This window comes from Oceanibaculum sp., from assembly GCF_022449305.1.
Lineage (GTDB): Bacteria > Pseudomonadota > Alphaproteobacteria > Oceanibaculales > Oceanibaculaceae > Oceanibaculum > Oceanibaculum indicum.
The window spans coordinates 1-14,836 of the sequence record NZ_JAKUSO010000044.1 but is presented as its reverse complement, the minus strand read 5'-3'; the positions used below and the strand labels follow the sequence as shown (position 1 = coordinate 14,836).

General features: G+C 67.5%; 15 protein-coding genes and 1 tRNA gene. 11 read left to right on the top strand and 5 right to left on the bottom strand.

Annotated features, from left to right (window positions below):
* The first annotated feature begins 87 nt into the window (after window positions 1–87).
* The 3 genes from MK313_RS12905 (at window position 88) to MK313_RS12895 (ending at window position 1,807) form a co-directional block, all read left to right on the top strand.
* Entirely contained in the window at window positions 88–972 is an 885-nt protein-coding gene (locus MK313_RS12905) for an RNA polymerase factor sigma-32 (protein WP_008944036.1), read from the top strand.
* 167 nt (window positions 973–1,139) lie between these two features.
* Window positions 1,140–1,463, top strand: a complete 324-nt coding sequence (locus MK313_RS12900) for an NIPSNAP family protein (RefSeq protein ID WP_287782007.1) — start codon at window positions 1,140–1,142, stop codon at window positions 1,461–1,463.
* Window positions 1,460–1,807: an antibiotic biosynthesis monooxygenase family protein gene (locus tag MK313_RS12895; RefSeq protein ID WP_287782005.1), complete on the top strand. Its 348-nt coding sequence runs from the start codon at window positions 1,460–1,462 to the stop codon at window positions 1,805–1,807. Before MK313_RS12900 ends, MK313_RS12895 begins: the two co-directional genes overlap by 4 nt.
* Before the next feature lie 3 nt (window positions 1,808–1,810).
* Here MK313_RS12895 and MK313_RS12890 read toward each other — a convergent pair whose 3' ends face one another.
* Window positions 1,811–3,307, bottom strand: coding sequence for a M48 family metalloprotease (locus tag MK313_RS12890; RefSeq protein WP_287782003.1), 1,497 nt, complete (start codon window positions 3,305–3,307; stop codon window positions 1,811–1,813).
* Complete coding sequence (locus MK313_RS12885) at window positions 3,304–4,089, bottom strand: thermonuclease family protein (protein ID WP_287782001.1); 786 nt, start codon at window positions 4,087–4,089, stop codon at window positions 3,304–3,306. Before MK313_RS12885 ends, MK313_RS12890 begins: the two co-directional genes overlap by 4 nt.
* Window positions 4,090–4,214: 125 nt before the next feature.
* On the opposite strand from MK313_RS12885, the gene pip reads away from it, so the two are divergent.
* Both pip and MK313_RS12875 read left to right on the top strand, forming a co-directional pair.
* Complete coding sequence (gene pip / locus MK313_RS12880) at window positions 4,215–5,189, top strand: prolyl aminopeptidase (protein WP_287782000.1); 975 nt, start codon at window positions 4,215–4,217, stop codon at window positions 5,187–5,189.
* A 71-nt stretch (window positions 5,190–5,260) separates the two neighbouring features.
* Window positions 5,261–5,785, top strand: coding sequence for an acyloxyacyl hydrolase (locus MK313_RS12875; protein WP_121220836.1), 525 nt, complete (start codon window positions 5,261–5,263; stop codon window positions 5,783–5,785).
* Between the two features lie 22 nt (window positions 5,786–5,807).
* On the opposite strand, the gene asnB is transcribed toward MK313_RS12875, so the two are convergent.
* Both asnB and MK313_RS12865 read right to left on the bottom strand, forming a co-directional pair.
* Complete coding sequence (asnB, locus tag MK313_RS12870) at window positions 5,808–7,745, bottom strand: asparagine synthase (glutamine-hydrolyzing) (RefSeq protein WP_287781998.1); 1,938 nt, start codon at window positions 7,743–7,745, stop codon at window positions 5,808–5,810.
* Entirely contained in the window at window positions 7,745–8,881 is a 1,137-nt protein-coding gene (locus MK313_RS12865) for a glycosyltransferase family 4 protein (RefSeq protein ID WP_287781996.1), read from the bottom strand. The genes asnB and MK313_RS12865 overlap by 1 nt, the downstream gene beginning before the upstream one ends.
* 138 nt (window positions 8,882–9,019) lie before the next feature.
* On the opposite strand from MK313_RS12865, the gene MK313_RS12860 reads away from it, so the two are divergent.
* On the top strand, window positions 9,020–10,243 hold the full coding sequence (locus MK313_RS12860; protein WP_287781995.1) for an O-antigen ligase family protein: 1,224 nt from the start codon (window positions 9,020–9,022) through the stop codon (window positions 10,241–10,243).
* On the top strand, window positions 10,233–11,162 hold the full coding sequence (locus tag MK313_RS12855) for a glycosyltransferase (RefSeq protein ID WP_287781993.1): 930 nt from the start codon (window positions 10,233–10,235) through the stop codon (window positions 11,160–11,162). Before MK313_RS12860 ends, MK313_RS12855 begins: the two co-directional genes overlap by 11 nt.
* A 193-nt stretch (window positions 11,163–11,355) precedes the next feature.
* Here the strand turns inward: MK313_RS12855 and MK313_RS12850 are convergent, their stop codons facing one another.
* Window positions 11,356–12,327 carry a glycosyltransferase family 9 protein gene (locus MK313_RS12850; RefSeq protein WP_287781991.1) on the bottom strand — a complete coding sequence of 324 codons (972 nt, stop codon included), beginning with the start codon at window positions 12,325–12,327 and terminating at the stop codon, window positions 11,356–11,358.
* A gap of 100 nt (window positions 12,328–12,427) precedes the next feature.
* On the opposite strand from MK313_RS12850, the gene MK313_RS12845 reads away from it, so the two are divergent.
* The 4 genes from MK313_RS12845 to MK313_RS12830 all read left to right on the top strand — a co-directional run.
* A complete protein-coding gene (locus tag MK313_RS12845) occupies window positions 12,428–12,829 on the top strand; it encodes a DUF6165 family protein (protein ID WP_287781989.1) in 402 nt (133 codons plus the stop codon).
* A 74-nt stretch (window positions 12,830–12,903) separates the two neighbouring features.
* A tRNA-Arg gene (locus MK313_RS12840) sits at window positions 12,904–12,980 on the top strand.
* A 34-nt stretch (window positions 12,981–13,014) separates the two neighbouring features.
* The gene (locus MK313_RS12835; protein ID WP_287781987.1) at window positions 13,015–13,644 is read left to right on the top strand and encodes a CmcI family methyltransferase; all 630 of its coding nucleotides are present in this window, start codon (window positions 13,015–13,017) and stop codon (window positions 13,642–13,644) included.
* Between the two features lie 98 nt (window positions 13,645–13,742).
* The coding region (locus tag MK313_RS12830; RefSeq protein ID WP_287781985.1) for an MFS transporter at window positions 13,743–14,836 on the top strand (1,094 nt) is incomplete at its 3' end.

Here is a 14,836-nt window from a genome sequence, read left to right as displayed (position 1 = left end):
ATTAAGCTATGACAACACGCCAGGAATGGTGGCACCCGATATCCCTCGGGCTCAAGCTGCCCCGGCATCGTCAAGGGATGCTCAGCAATGGCCTATATCGACGACCCGGATACTCAGCGCGCAAACCTGACCTTCATCCGTGCCTCGATGAAGGAACCGCTGCTCAGCCGCGAACATGAACATGATCTCGTCTGCCGCTGGCGTCTCGATAATGACGAAGCCGCGCTGCACGAGCTGATCCGCTCCTACACCCGCCTGGTCATTGGCACCGCCTCCAAATTCCGCAATTACGGCCTGCCGATGGGCGATCTCGTCCAGGAAGGCAATGTCGGTCTGATGCAGGCCGCCGCGCGTTTCGACCCGGAACGCGAGGTCCGCTTCTCGACCTATGCGATCTGGTGGATTCGTTCTGCCATCCAGGACTATATCCTGCGCAACTGGTCGATCGTGCGTACCGGCACCACCGCCGCCCAGAAATCGCTGTTCTTCAACCTGCGCCGGCTGCGCGCGCGCATCAACGATATCGGTGCGACCAGCATGACGCAGGAAGCGCGGGAGAAGGTCGCGCGCGAACTGCAGGTCAGCCTGCGCGAAGTCGAATCGATGGAGATGCGGCTGGGTTCTGCCGACCAGTCGCTGAACGCCACCATCGGCGAGGCCGGCGAGGATAGCTGGCAGGATTTCTTGCCCGACGAACGGCCGAGCCCGGAGCTGACCGTCACCGGCCTGCGCGATGCCGCCAGCCGCTCGCGCTGGCTGGCCGAGGCGCTGTCCGACCTGTCGCCACGCGAACGGGTCATCATCGAGCGCCGCCGCCTCGTTGAAGAGGGGGCTACGCTGGAGGAGCTGGGCCGCGAACTCGGCGTCTCCAAGGAGCGTATCCGCCAGCTGGAAAGCCGCGCGATGAACAAGCTGCGCGTCTCGATGATGCGCAACGTCTCCCAGTACGACGAGCTGTTTGTCGAAGAGTAATCCCCTCGTTTTCTCTCCCTCTATTTGCCTCCCTCAGTTTTTCCTGCCAAGTCTCCCTCAAGGGCGCTGTCATGGCGCCCTTCTTTTTTTGCTAAGCCCCGGCCCGAAACATTAGCCGGACAGGCTGCCTATCTTTCCTCCGGTTCCGATGAGGAAGGAAAGCGACCATGACTGTTACCTGCTGCATCCGCTATGTGATCGACCCGTTCCAGCGCGATGCCTTCGCCGCCTATGCGCGCAACTGGCTGCGCATCATTCCCGCCTGCGGGGGCGATCTGCTGGGATATTTCCTGCCGCATGAAGGCACGAACTACGAGGCGCTGGCGCTGATCTCCTTCGCCAGCCTGGCCGATTACGAAACCTACCGTGCCCGGCTGAAGAGCGACCCTGACGGTGCGGCCAATTTCCGGATGGCGCAGGAAAAGCGCTTCATCCTGAGGGAGGAGCGCACCTTCCTGACGCCGGTAGCTTTGGCGCCGGTTGGGCCATGATCGCCGTCATCTTCGAGGTCGAGCCGGTTGCCGGCGGGCGGCAGGCCTATCTCGACATCGCCGCCGATCTGAGGCCGCTGCTGGACGGCATCGACGGGTTTCTCTCCATCGAGCGGTTCGAGAGCCTGACGCAGCCCGGCAAGATCCTGTCACTCTCCTTCTGGCGCGACGAGGAGGCCATCGCCAAGTGGCGGCGGCTGGAACGGCACCGCGCGGCACAGGCGACGGGGCGGTCCGGCCTGTTTGCGGATTACCGGCTGCGCGTCGCCCATGTGGTGCGGGATTACGGGCTTATCCGCCGCGCCGAGACGCCGCCTGATCTGAAGGCGGCGCATGGGGGATAGGATTTACTCGGTGACGACCTTCACCAGCGTGCCGGCGGGCGGCACCTGTCCGGCCTGCAGACCGTTCAGCGTGGCAAAGCGCTCGGCCGCCAGCGGCCCGGGCGGCATTTTTGCCGCAAGTCTGGCCGCGGTATCGCCGGAACGGACCGTGTAAAGCTTCAGCCTTTCGGGCTTCACTGCTGCCGCCTCTGACGCGCTCAGCCGGCGGAAGCTGTAGGTCGTCTCGCGCAAGGCCCGGGAGAGCTGGTCCGTCACCTGGGCGGGCGTGATGAAGGCGAAGCGGTAGAAGCTGCCGTTGCCGCCCGAAATGGCGACCAGCCGCACATCGACGGGCCCCGCATTGCTGTTGGCGCGCGCGGCACCCGTGGCGGCGGGCAGGCTGTTCACCTCGATGGCCTCGATATTGGACAGGCGCAGATTGCCGCCCCAGGCCTGCAGATAGGTGCGCGGCGCCGGGTTGCCCTGGGCCTTGCCCATGTCGAAGCTGATCACCGAATTGTTCGGCCCGGCGGCCTGCACCTTGGTCTGACCGTTCACCAGGGTGAAGTTCTCCGGCACGGTGAAGCGGAAGCGCAGTTCCGGATGGATGAAGTCCCGGCCGCGCACGACGCCCTGATCCGGGTTATCGCCATAGAGCATACCATCCAGCTTCCGCAGATATTCGTTGCGGGCGATGCGCGGGTTGGCGACCGCGCCGACATTGGCGGCCTCCCGCGCGGCCTGCACACGGTCCAGCGTGCGCGGATGTGTGGCCATGATGTTGGTCTGATCGACGGTGTCAGGAGATCTGCCGGCAAGCTGCGCCTGCAGCCGGGAATGCCGGTCCAGCTTGGTCAGGAAGCTGGCCATTGCGTCCGGGGCATAGCCGGCGCGGGTCAGATAGCGCACGCCTAGCGTATCGGCCTCGAACTCCTGGCCGCGCGAATAGCTTTGCAGATAGGCCTGCGCGCCATAGCCGGCGGCGTTCGCCAGCTCGTTCGATTTGGTCAGCACGCCCAGCAGGGCAACGCTCAGATTGGCGACGACATTCTGGCTGTAGCGCTCGGCGGAATGGCGTGCGGTGACATGGCCGATCTCGTGCGCCATGACGCCGGCAAGCTCCGCCTCGTTCTCCGCCAGCGCCATCAGGCCGCGCGTCACATAGACATAGCCGCCGGGCAGGGCGAAGGCGTTGACGATGGGCGAATCCAGCACGGTGAAGGTGAAATTCAGGTCCGGCATTTCCGACTGGGCGGCCAGTCGCTGCCCCAGCCCGGTGACATAGCTGTTGATGCTGGCATTGTCGTAGGAACCGCCGAACTGCTGGGTGATCTTCGGATGCTGCTCCGCCCCGACCTGGCGCTCCTGCTGCGGCGACATCAGGGCGGCGAACTGCTCCTCACCCGTTGCCGGGTTGGTCGTGCAGGCCGGCAGCAGGGCAGCCGCGCCAAGCAGGCCAAGGGCGGCCAGCAGACGGGACGGACTGGATGCGGTTCTGGCTTGGTGTCGTTGCGGCATCATTTTTCCAGTACCTCGATCTGTTCCGGATGGGTCGCCTCTATCATCGGGCCATTCCATTCCTTCAGCCAGCCCCGGACGCGGACGGTGCGGCCCTGCAGCGTCAGCGGGTCGAAGTTCATCTTATCGAACAGGCGGCTGGCATGCCGTTCGATGACGATGGTGAAATCAGAGCGGTAATCCGCGGCGAAATTAAGGTAGAGGCGCGCGCCCTTGCGCTCGGCCTTCAGGACTTGCCCTTCGACCAGCTGGAAACTGTCGAGATGCGCGCCCGCCTCGCGATGGTCGAGAATGCGGTAATAGGGGTGCGCCCAGATGCCCCGGCGGGCCGCCCGGGCCTCGGCTTCCAGTGCCAGCATGTCAGCCACGGCGGCGCGGTTATCGGGGAAGGAATAGACCCGCGCCATGCCCCGGCGCAGCATCTCGCCCTGCACCCACAGATCCTCGCTGGTGCGGAACAGATGCGCCAGCAGCCGTTGGTGCCGGTCCTGTCGTGCGCCGCCATAGGCCAGCACAAGTTCGCGGCCCAGCGCGATCTCGGCCAGCGCCTGCTTCGCCTCCTCGGCCAGTGGCCAGGCCCGGAAGTTGCGTCGCCCCAGCGGCAGTTTCGGCGCCTGCAGGCCGACCAACCTGACCTCGCGTCCATCCTCCAGCACCAGCGTGTCGCCATCGACGATTTCGATGGCGCGCGCCGTCCGGTCGCGCACCAGCTCTGCCGGCTGGGCAGCGGCGGCCGGCAGGGTCAGGAAGGCGGCGAGCAGCAGAAGGCGCAGGCGGAACAGCATGGCTACTACTTAGCAGGGAAGCGGCAAGTCGCAACGGGCCGATGCAACAGGATTGACGTGGGCGCCGCCGCGCCGTTCCATAATTCCCGGAAAATCCCGCTGCCCGGCATAGAGGAGAAGCCGCCATGCCGACCGACGCTGCCCTGCCGCTCTATCCCGAGATCGAGCCCTATGAGACCGGCATGCTGCCGGTGGGCAGCGGCCATACGCTCTATTGGGAACAATCGGGCAATCCGGATGGCGTGCCGGTGGTCTTCCTGCATGGCGGGCCGGGGTCGGGTGCCTCCCCGACGCATCGCCGATTCTTCGATTCCGAAGCCTACCGGATCGTCGTGTTCGACCAGCGCGGGGCGGGCCGCTCCACGCCGCTCGGGAGCCTGACGGACAATACGACCGCGCATCTGATTGCCGATCTGGAGATGCTGCGCCGGCATCTCGGCATTGCACGCTGGCTGGTGTTCGGCGGCTCCTGGGGCTCGACCCTGGCGCTCGCCTATGGTGTTGCCCATCCGGCCTCCTGCCTGGGCTTCGTGCTGCGCGGCATCTTTCTGGGGCGGCGCGCGGAGATCGACTGGTTCCTGAATGGCATCCGCACCGTCTTTCCGGAGAACTGGCGCAAATTCGCCGAGTTCCTGCCGGCGGAGGAGCGCGGCAATCTGCTGGCGGGCTATTACCGGCGGCTGGTCGATCCCGACCCTGCGGTCCATATGCCGGCGGCCAGGAGCTGGAGCACCTATGAGGGCAGCTGCTCCACCCTGCAGCCCAACCCGTCGCTGGTCGGCAGCTTCGCAGAGGAGCGCCACGCGCTCGGCATGGCGCGGATCGAGGCGCATTATTTCCGCCATGACTGCTTCATCGATGGCGAGGTGCTGCTGCGCCGGGTGGAGCTGATCCGGCAGCTTCCGGCGGTCATCGTGCAGGGCCGCTATGACATGGTCTGCCCGGTCGTCACCGCCGATGCGCTGGCCCAGGCCTGGCCGGAAGCCGACTACCGCATCGTCCCCGATGCCGGCCATTCGGCGATGGAGCCGGGCATCACCGCAGCGCTGGTGGAGGCGACGCGCGGCATGCAGACGCGGCTGTCCGCGGCGGAGGCATAGGAAAGCCGCGCTTGCACACCGACGCTCAACCCGTATGATCGGCGCGGGGTCTGTTCCAAGGAGGGGATATCGTGAGCAGCAAGAACGGGTTGCGGTCGCTGGTGCTGGCTGCTGCGGGGTTCGCCGCGCTGGCTTTTTCCGGTCAGGCGAAGGCGGAGGAGCCGGCCTTCCTGGCGCTGTCCGGCGGCGCCTACGATGTGAATGACAGCTTCACCGCCGGCGAATTCCGCGCCGAATACCGTTTCGCGGAAAAGCACAAGCTGTGGGTCTTCACGCCCTTCATCGGCGTCATGGGCACGACCGATTCCGCCGTCTATGGCTATGCCGGCATCGGCATGGATATCTTCTTCGGCCGGCGGCTCGTGCTGACGCCGAACTTCGCGGTCGGTGCCTATCATGATGGCGATGGCAAGGATCTGGGCCATACGGTCGAGTTCCGCTCCGGCCTGGAACTGGCCTATCGCTTCGATGACCGCTCGCGCCTCGGCATCGCCGTGCACCACATCTCCAACGCCAGCCTGGGCGACAGCAACCCCGGCACGGAATCGGTGGTGCTGACCTACGCCATCCCGATGGATTCGCTGATCGGCCAGTAACGATCGGCCAGTAAGGGCCGTTTCAGAGCGCCCAGCGCTGCCGCCAGGCCTGCAGCATCAGCACCGCCCACAGTTTAGTGCCGTGGTCGCGCGTGCCCTGCTGATGCTCACGCCAGGCGGCGCGGATTGGCGTAGCTTCCAGCAGCCCGTCCGCCGATAGCGCTTCGGCGTCCAGCAGGCTTTCCGCCCAGTCGCGCAGGGGGCCGCGCAGCCACCCGTCCAGCGGCACGGAGAATCCCGCCTTCGGCCGCTCGAACAGGTCGCGCGGGACATGCCGTTCCAGTATCTGTCGCAGCGGCCATTTGCTGCGCCCCTCGCGGTGCAGCAGGGATTTCGGCAGCCGCCAGGCGAGTTCCGCCACCCGGTGGTCGAGCAGCGGCACGCGCACTTCCAGCCCGCAGCCCATGCTGGCGCGGTCCACCTTGGCCAGCACATCGTCCGGCAGGTAGGTCAGCGCATCCATCAGCCGGGCGCGGTGGAAGGGATCGGTTATGCTCGATGCGCTGCCCAGATCCTCCGCCGCCGTGCTACGCCGCACCGACCCTGGCACCAGCCCTTCCGCCGCCGGCCAGTGGGTGACGAGGCGGCGATACATCGCATCCGGCCCGTCCAGCGGCAGCACCGAGGCCAGCTTGCCGACCTTGTCTCCCAGCATCGGCGGGCGGTAGCGGTCCGGCAGACTCTCGGCAAGCTTCGCCCAGTTCCCGGCGGACGGCATCTTCAGCAGGGCCGAGGCGATCTTGCGCATCGGGCGCGGGACGGCGGAGACCCGGTCCCACACCGCCTCGCCGATGCGGTGCCGGTGATAACCCCCGAACAGCTCGTCGCCGCCATCGCCGCTCAGGGCGACCGTCACCTGCTGGCGGGCAAGGCGGGAGACCAGCAGCGTCGGAATCTGCGAGGCGTCGGCGAAAGGCTCGTCATAGAGGTCCGGCAGCTCCGGAACGGTGTTCCGGGCATCGCTTTCCGTCAGGTAGAGCTGCGTATGGTCGGTGCCGAGATGGCGGGCGATGGCGCCGGCCAGCGGTGCCTCGTCCAGATCGCTGTCCTGAAAGCCGATGGTGAAGCTGCGCACCGGCCGGTCGCTGGCCTGCTGCATCAGCGCCGTTACCGTCGCCGAATCGATGCCGCCCGACAGCAGCACACCCAGCGGCACGTCGGCCGTCATGCGCCGGCTCACCGCGTCGTGCAGCAGCGGCTCCAGCAGCGCCAGCGCGGCATCGGCATCGGCAGGCAGCGGGTTGGCGAGGCCTGCCATTGCCACATCGCGCAGATCCCAATAGCGGGTGAGGCGGGGCTCGCCGCTAGTATCGATTTCCAGCAGGCAGCCGGGCGGCAGTTTTTCGATGCGCCGGTAGATGGTGTGCGGGGCAGGCACATAGGCATGGCGCAGATAGGCGGCCACGCTGTCGCGGTCGATCTCACGGGTCCAGTGCGGGCAGGCGGCCAGCGCCTTCAGCTCGGAGCCGAACAGCACCAACCCGTCACTCTTGCCCCAATAGAGCGGCTTTATGCCCATCCGGTCGCGACCGAGGGTGAGGCGGCGCTCCCTGCGATCCCAGACCGCGAAGGCGAACATGCCGATCAGCCGCTCCACAGTGGCGGCAATACCCCAGCGGGCGAAGCCTTCGAGCATCACCTCCGCATCGCAGTCACCCCGGAACGCCGCACCCTCGGCCTCCAGTTCCCGGCGCAGTTCGCGGTGATTATAGACTTCGCCATTATAGGTCAGCACCAGCCGCGCGTCGGCGCTTTCCATCGGTTCGTGCCCGGCGGGCGACAGGTCGATGATGGCGAGCCGCCGGTGGCCGAGCGCGATGCCGGCGGCCTCGTCCTGCCACAGCCCCTCATCGTCCGGTCCGCGCCGGGACAGGGCTGCCGTCATCGCCGCGACGCTGCCGGCGCGCTGGTCCGGCGACAGCCGTCCTTCGAGGTCGAGCAGCCCGGTAATGCCGCACATCAGGCTGTTTCCCGCAGGATGCGTTCGTAGAGATCGACCGTCTCGCGGCCGATGGCGGCCTCGCCGAACAGCGTCTCGGCGCGCTGCCGGGCGGCGGTCCCCAGTCGCTGGCGCCGCGTGGCATCGCCGGCCAGCTCCAGCAGGGCGTCGGCCATCGCGGCGGGGTCGTTCGCGGGTACCAGCAGGCCGGCCTCACCCTGTGGTCCCACCACGTCGCGGCAGCCGGGCACATTAGTCGCGATCAGCGGCCGGGCGCATCCAGCCGCTTCCAGCAGGCTCTTCGGCACACCCTCGCCGCCGCGCGAGGCCAGCAGCCCGATATGGGCGCGCTGCCAGACCGTCCGCACGTCCGCGACGGGCCCCAGCCACTCGATACCGGGCTCGCTGGCCCAGCGGCGCAGCGTCAACTCGTCGAAGGAGGCGGGATTGGCCGGGTCCGGCCCGCCGGCCAGCAGCAGGCGTATATCGTGGCCGCCGCGCTGCAGCCGCCGCACTGCCTCGACCGCCGTATCGATGCCCTTGATGCGCAGCATGCGGGAGACCAGCGCCACGGTGACCGGCCCGGCCGGTTCCGGCAGCGCCTCGAAATGGCCGAGATCGATGCCCGACCCGCGAATCAGGACGGCACGCCGCGAAGAGGTGAGGCGCAGCTTCAGCGCCAGCGCGCGGTCATCCTCGTTATGCAGCAGCGTCCAGGCGCTCGTGCGGTTCGTCAGCGGCGGCAACAGGGCGCGCACGCCGGCGCGCACCAGCCTGGCCTTCGGGGTCTGCGAGGCACCCAGATAGCCGAAGCCGGTGATCGCATTCACGCTGGCGCGCACGCCGGCCAGCCGGGCGGCCAGCGCGCCGGGGGCGATGGATTTCAGTGCCACATGATGCACGATATCGGGCCGTTCCCGCCGGTAGAGTTTCGTCAGCACACGCACGGTCGCCAGCTGGTGCGCAATGCCGCCCTCGCGGCTCCAGGGCAGCGGGATCAGCCGGAAACCCTCCGCCTCGATCCTCGGGCCGTGCGCGTTCACACGGGTCGCCACCAGCACCTCGAAGCCGGCATCGCGCGCGGCGCGCGCCTGCGGCAGGCGGTGCGACCAGAAATACCAGTCCTCGGTGACGAGAAACAAAAGCCGGCGGGTCAAGGGGACCGTCCTTCCATATCCATCGCCGTGCTTACGGGATGGGCGTGCCGCTTGTAAAGCGCGGCGTCTGCTTGACGGGCCGGGGCGGCGCTGGTCTAGTCGCCAAAACCTTCCCGTCTGCCGGAGCCGGATGCGCCCGTGACGACGCCCCACCGATTCTCGCCCGATGCCTGCCTGACCTGGACCCTGCGCCTGCTGGCGCTGTGGATCCTGGCGATGGGTGCGCTGCTGCCCTGGGCGCCGCGCGCCCTGCAGATCGGCCTGTTCGCGGCGGCATTGCTGACCATCGTGCTGCATTGGGTTGGCCAGCGGCACTTCCCCTGGCCGCGCTACCGGCTGGCGCTGCCGGTCGCGCTGTTCTTCGCCTATGCCGGGCTGACGGCGGCATGGAGCGTGAACCGCGAGGATGCCGCCAGCCAGCTTGTCCAGTTCGCGCTGGTGTTTGGTGTCTCTTTGCCTTTCTTCGCCGCGCTGCTGGCGCTACCGGAAACGGCACTACGCCCGGCGGCGAAGGCGGTGCTGATCGGGCTTGCGCTGGGAGTCGCGTTGTTTCTGGTCGAACTGTTCGCGGACCAGCCGATCTATCGCCTGACGCGCGGCATGGATTTCGCTGAAGTGATCGGCGCCAACGCGATTAACCGCCCGGCGGCGGTCTCGGCGCTGCTGATCTGGCCGCTGGCCTATGGTGTCTGGCGGCTGGGCTGGCGCAAGATCGCGCTGGCCCTGCCGGTGCTGTTCGCTGTGGCCGCGGGCTTTTCTTCCAGCCAGTCGGCGCTGGGCGGCATGCTGGCCGGGCTGCTGTTCTGGCCTCTGGCCGCGATCTCGCTGCGCGGCGCGCGACGCCTGCTGCGCCTCGTCGTCGCCATCGCCTTCCTCGCCATGCCGTTCCTGGCGCAGGCGCTGTTCGCGAGCGGGCTGGGCAGCATGCCGTGGCTGCCCTTCTCCATGGGGCACCGGGTGGCGATCTGGCACCACGTCGCCGGGCTGTCGCTGGAGCGGCCGTTCTTCGGCTGGGGGCTGGAGGCCTCCCGCGTGCTCAGCGACTTCGCCGATATGAAGGCAGGGCCGGTGCAGGGCACCATCGAGCTGCTGCCGCTGCATCCGCACAACGCGCCGCTGCAGATCTGGCTGGAACTGGGCGGCGTTGGCGCGCTGCTGGCGCTGGCGATGGCCTGGGTGCTGCTGCGCACCATCGGCAAGCTGGACCGGGCGGCGCAGCTTTTCGCCTATCCGCTGTTCGCCTGCGGCCTGTTTATGAGCGGCACCGCCTATGGTGCCTGGCAGACCTGGTGGATCAGCGGCTTCCTGACAGCGGCGGCCTGTTTCCTGATCCTGTGGCGTGGAGGGTCGGATGAAGGGTGATCCCACCCTCCTGGTCGAGGTGGTGCTGTCCAGCTATGACGGGGCGGCCTGGCTGGAGGCGCAGATTGCCAGCATCCTCGGCCAGACCCACGGCAATCTCCGGCTCAGCGTGCGCGACGATGGCTCGCGCGACGGCACGCCGGAAATGCTGGCCGCCTGGGCAGAGCGGGAGGAGCGGCTTTCCTTCCGGCAGGGCAGCCGTAATCTGGGGCCGGCGGGCAGCTTCTTCCGCTTGCTGGACAGTGTGGGATCGGATGCGGCCTTCGTCGCCTTCGCCGATCAGGACGATGTGTGGGAGGCGGACAAGATCGCCCGCGCGGCCGCTGCACTGTCGGCCCTGCCCGAGGGCGTGCCGGGCCTTTATTGCGCGCGGGTGGTCATCGTCGATGAGGATTTGCGTCGACGTGGCCTGTCGCCGCTGCCGGGGCGCGGCCCGAGCCTCGCCAACGCGCTGGTCGAGAACATCGCCATCGGCTGTACAAGTGTGCTGAACCACGCGGCGCTGGCGCTGCTGCGCGCCGAATGGCCGCAGCCGCCGGTGAAGCATGACTGGTGGTGCTATCAGGTGGTCTCCGCGCTGGGGCAGGTCATCTACGATGCGCGTCCGGCGCTGAAGTACCGCCAGCATGGCGGCAACATGACGGGGGCGGGCTATACGCCGCTCGACCGTTTTCTCGGCAAGGTCGGGCGGCAGCTGAACGGGGAGCAGTCGGCGCTGCGCCGGCATCAGGCGGGCGAACTGCTGCGGTTGTTCGGTGACCGGCTGCCGGCGCGGGACAGGGCGCTGGTCGGGGCGTTTCTGGAGAGTGAGCATGGCATCGCCAGCCGGCTGCGCTATGCGGTTTCCGGCAGCGTTCATCGCCAGTACTGGCTGGATAATCTGGCCTACCGGCTGCTGTATATCCTGCGCGGTGTGTGAGGTTGTTCCTTCATCCCTATCTCCTATCGTCATTCCCGGCCTTGTGCCGGGAATCCAGGGTTCAGCCTGCTCGATCAACGATCCAGCTAGCGGAAGCCTGGACCCCCGCAATAAATGCGGGGGTGACGGTTGGAGATGAAAGTGCAGATGCGGTGAGCAACACGACGTTCGCAGCTGCTCTCGGCCATAAAGCTTAGCCGGAGCTGGGTGAGGGGAGATCGTCCATCAGTTCCAGCAATGCCGCTTCCACGCGCTCGACCGGCAGGTCCTTCAGCTGCGGTTCGCGCAGGATGGTCACTTTCGGACCGCGCTGGCCGCTCTGTGTCGGGGTGGAGGCGTGGGAATAGAGCACGACCGACGGGCAGCCGACCACCGCCAGCAGATGCATCGGCCCGGTATCGTTGCCGACCGCCCCCGCCGCGGCGCGGGCGATGCCGCCCAACTCGAACAGGGTGGTCTGATCGGTAAGATCGATGGCCTGCGGGCAGGCGGCAGCGATGGCGGCCGTGGTCTCCGCTTCTGACTTCGTGCCGACCAGTACCGGTATGATCCCGCGTGCCACGAGCCGGTTGGCGAGATCGGCATACTGGGCCTCCGGCCAGCGTTTTTCCGGCCGGTGCGGGGCGCAGCCGGGGGCCAGCAGCACATAGCGGTCCGGCAGCGCGAAACGGGAAACATCTGCCGTGATCCAGCCGGCGTCCGGCGGCGGGACCTCGGCAATCCCCATGGTTGCCAGCTGCATCGCATAGCGGTCGGTGCCGTGCGTCGCATTACGGTTCGGGTTCGGGTCCGGGTCGGAACAGCCCCAGGCGGTGCCGGACCAGCGCGGCGGAAAGGGCCGCAGCAGCTGGAAATAGAGGTTGGTCCGGTCGGAACATTGCAGGTCATAGACCAGATCGAAGCGCCCGCCCTTGATCTGCCGGCGGATCGCCAGCAGCGCGCCCGGCCCCTTGTCGCGCGGGTCGGTCCAGACTTCGTCAAACCAGCCGCTGGCCCGTGCCAGCGGGACGAGCGACGGGATGGTCTGCAATACCAGATGGTCGCCCGCATGATGCCGCCGTAGCGCCTGGAAGGCGCCGAGCGCCATGATGAAATCGCCGAATGCGCCATGCTTGATGACGAGGATGCGGCGTGAGGCGGGAGGTGTTGCGGTATGATCGGGCATGCCTGCCGGATATACCGGGCCTGGGCGGATAAGGGAAGGGCGGTTGCGGGAACCGGGCGGGGCGACTAGGATGCGCCGCCTTTTCGATGGAGGATGAAGCATGGCGATCCAGGTTCCGGTGTCCTGGGGCGAGCTGATCGACAAGATCGCGATCCTGGAGATCAAGTCCGAGCGTATTGCCGACGCGGCGAAGCTTGCGAATGTGCGCACCGAGCTGACAGCCCTTGCCGATGTGCGCGATGCAAACCTGCCGTCGGAGAGCAAGGTGCTTGCCGACCTCGCCACCCTCACCGCCGACATCAAGAAGGTGAACGAGGCGCTGTGGGAGATCGAGGACGATATCCGCGACTGCGAGCGCGACAAGGATTTCGGGACGCGCTTCGTCGAACTGGCGCGCTCGGTCTACAAGACCAACGACAAGCGCGCGGCGCTGAAGCGCGACATCAACATGCTGCTGGGCTCCGCCCTGGTCGAGGAAAAGTCCTACCAGTCCTACGAGTAGGCGATCGGCGCTTAAGCAGCAAAAGCCTTTATCCGCTGGCATTTTGCTGGCAAAAAGGGCCGGGCATCCGGTGCGTCCCCGTAGCTCATCCGGATAGAGCGACGGTTTCCTAAACCGTAGGCAGCAGGTTCGAGTCCTGCCGGGGACACCATTCCTTTCCGTCATACCTTCCGGATATGAACGCGATGACCGACCGTCCCCTGCTCTACAACGCTGCCTATGGCCCGCTGAACCTGGCCGCGCTGCGTAATGCGCCCTGCCAGATGTCGCTGGGCGAGCGGCTGTTTCTCTACAGTCTGGTCTATGCATCGCGGCCCGCGCATTACTGCGAGATCGGCACGGCACAGGGCGGTTCCGCGCTGATTGCCCAGTCGGCTTTGTTCGATGTCGGCAATCACGATGCCCGGATGTCGCTGATCGATATCCGCTTCGATCTCGACAAGCAGGCCTTGCAGATGCTGGAGCGGCGCGCCGTCTTTCACGAAGGCCCGTCCACGCAGATGCTGCCGGAGGCGGCTAAGACCGCGCCCATCGATTTCCTGCTGATCGACGGCGACCACACGCATGAAGGCGCGCTGCGCGATATCGAGATGGCGGTCGGGCTGGTGGCATCTGGCGCGCATGTGCTAATCCATGATGCCTATAACCCGCCGATCGCGGCGGCCATCGCCAAGGCCGCGTCGGACCCGGCCTGGATCGATGTCGGGCTGGTGGTGCGCCACGGCAATGACCTGAACGATGCGCCGCTGGAAGACGGCCCCTGGAAGGGCCAGCCCAATATCTGGGGCGGCATGCATCATCTGCGGCGGCGCTAGCCCTATCGCCGTTATTTCCCGCACAAGAACCGGATAGGCCCGCGTTACGCGCGGGGGCATGAGTGGCAGGCGACTTAACCTGCCCATGGAATGCCCTCATGCCGTTCTCGCCGATTTCCCGACTGGGTCTCGCCACCGGCCTCGCGCATGGCGCGGACCAGCTGGCGCTGGCCGCGCTGCCGCGGGTCATTACGTTGGGGCTGGGCGGTGGCCCTGGCCTTGTCGGCCTGCTGGTTGCGGTGCAGAGCGCGGCCTGGCTGGTCGTCTCCCTGCCGGCCGGCGCGCTGATCGACCGGTCGGAAAAACGGCGCTGGATGGTGCGGGCGCAACTTCTGGCAGCGGCCTGTCTTGCGGCGGCGGCGGTCGCGGCGTCGCTGCACCAGGTGCCGGCGCTGGGTCTCGCCGTGCTGCTGGGGGCTGCCGGGACGGTGGCCTTCGTGCTGTCCGGCTTTGCCGCCGTGCCGCTGCTTGCCGATCCTTCGGCCCTGCCGCGTGCCAATGCACGGCTGGAGCTGGCCCGCGCCGTCGCCACCTTGTCGGCGCCGCTGCTGGCCGGCCTGCTGGCCGATGCCGGGCAGGCGCCGCTGGGCTTCGCGCTGGCCGCCCTTTGCGCGGGATTGTCGGCGGTGCTTGCCAGCCGGTTGCCGGCGATGCCGCAGGCGGTGGCAGAACGGCCGCCGCTCGGTCAGGCGATCCGCGATGGCGCCGCCTTCGTCTGGCGGCAGCCCTATCTGCGCGCCATCGCGCTGTGCGCCATCGTCTGGAATATGGGCTTCTTCGTGCTGATGGCGGTGTTCGTGCCCTATGCGCTGACCCATCTGGGGCTGGATGCGGCGGGCACCGGGATGACGCTCAGTGCCTATGGTGCCGGGTTGCTGCTGGGCGCCCTTGTCGCCCCGCGGCTGGCCGGGCTGCTGCGGATCGGTACGCTGCTGACGCTGGGGCCGGCGCTGTCGGTGCTGGCCGGGCTGGCGCTGCTGGCCGGACCGACGCCCTATGGCATGCTGCCCTTCGCCGCCTTCTTCCTGATCGGCTTCGGTCCGATGATCTGGCAGATCGGCCAGACCAGCCTGCGGCAGGTCGTGACGCCTCCCGGCCTGCTGGGGCGGGTGGGGGCGACGATTCAGGTGGCGGTGTTTGGCGTACGGCCGCTGGGCGCGCTGCTGGGTGGCTGGATCGGCGCTGGCTGGGG

What these genes read in the sequence shown, in the direction of transcription:
- MK313_RS12905 (WP_008944036.1), top strand. Translation starts at nt 88, where the DNA reads ATGGCCTATATCGACGACCCGGATACTCAGCGCGCAAACCTGACCTTC.
- MK313_RS12900 (WP_287782007.1), top strand. Translation starts at nt 1,140, where the DNA reads ATGACTGTTACCTGCTGCATCCGCTATGTGATCGACCCGTTCCAGCGC.
- MK313_RS12895 (WP_287782005.1), top strand. Translation starts at nt 1,460, where the DNA reads ATGATCGCCGTCATCTTCGAGGTCGAGCCGGTTGCCGGCGGGCGGCAG.
- MK313_RS12890 (WP_287782003.1), bottom strand. Translation starts at nt 3,307, where the DNA reads ATGATGCCGCAACGACACCAAGCCAGAACCGCATCCAGTCCGTCCCGT.
- MK313_RS12885 (WP_287782001.1), bottom strand. Translation starts at nt 4,089, where the DNA reads ATGCTGTTCCGCCTGCGCCTTCTGCTGCTCGCCGCCTTCCTGACCCTG.
- pip (WP_287782000.1), top strand. Translation starts at nt 4,215, where the DNA reads ATGCCGACCGACGCTGCCCTGCCGCTCTATCCCGAGATCGAGCCCTAT.
- asnB (WP_287781998.1), bottom strand. Translation starts at nt 7,745, where the DNA reads ATGTGCGGCATTACCGGGCTGCTCGACCTCGAAGGACGGCTGTCGCCG.
- MK313_RS12855 (WP_287781993.1), top strand. Translation starts at nt 10,233, where the DNA reads ATGAAGGGTGATCCCACCCTCCTGGTCGAGGTGGTGCTGTCCAGCTAT.
- MK313_RS12850 (WP_287781991.1), bottom strand. Translation starts at nt 12,327, where the DNA reads ATGCCCGATCATACCGCAACACCTCCCGCCTCACGCCGCATCCTCGTC.
- MK313_RS12845 (WP_287781989.1), top strand. Translation starts at nt 12,428, where the DNA reads ATGGCGATCCAGGTTCCGGTGTCCTGGGGCGAGCTGATCGACAAGATC.
- MK313_RS12835 (WP_287781987.1), top strand. Translation starts at nt 13,015, where the DNA reads ATGACCGACCGTCCCCTGCTCTACAACGCTGCCTATGGCCCGCTGAAC.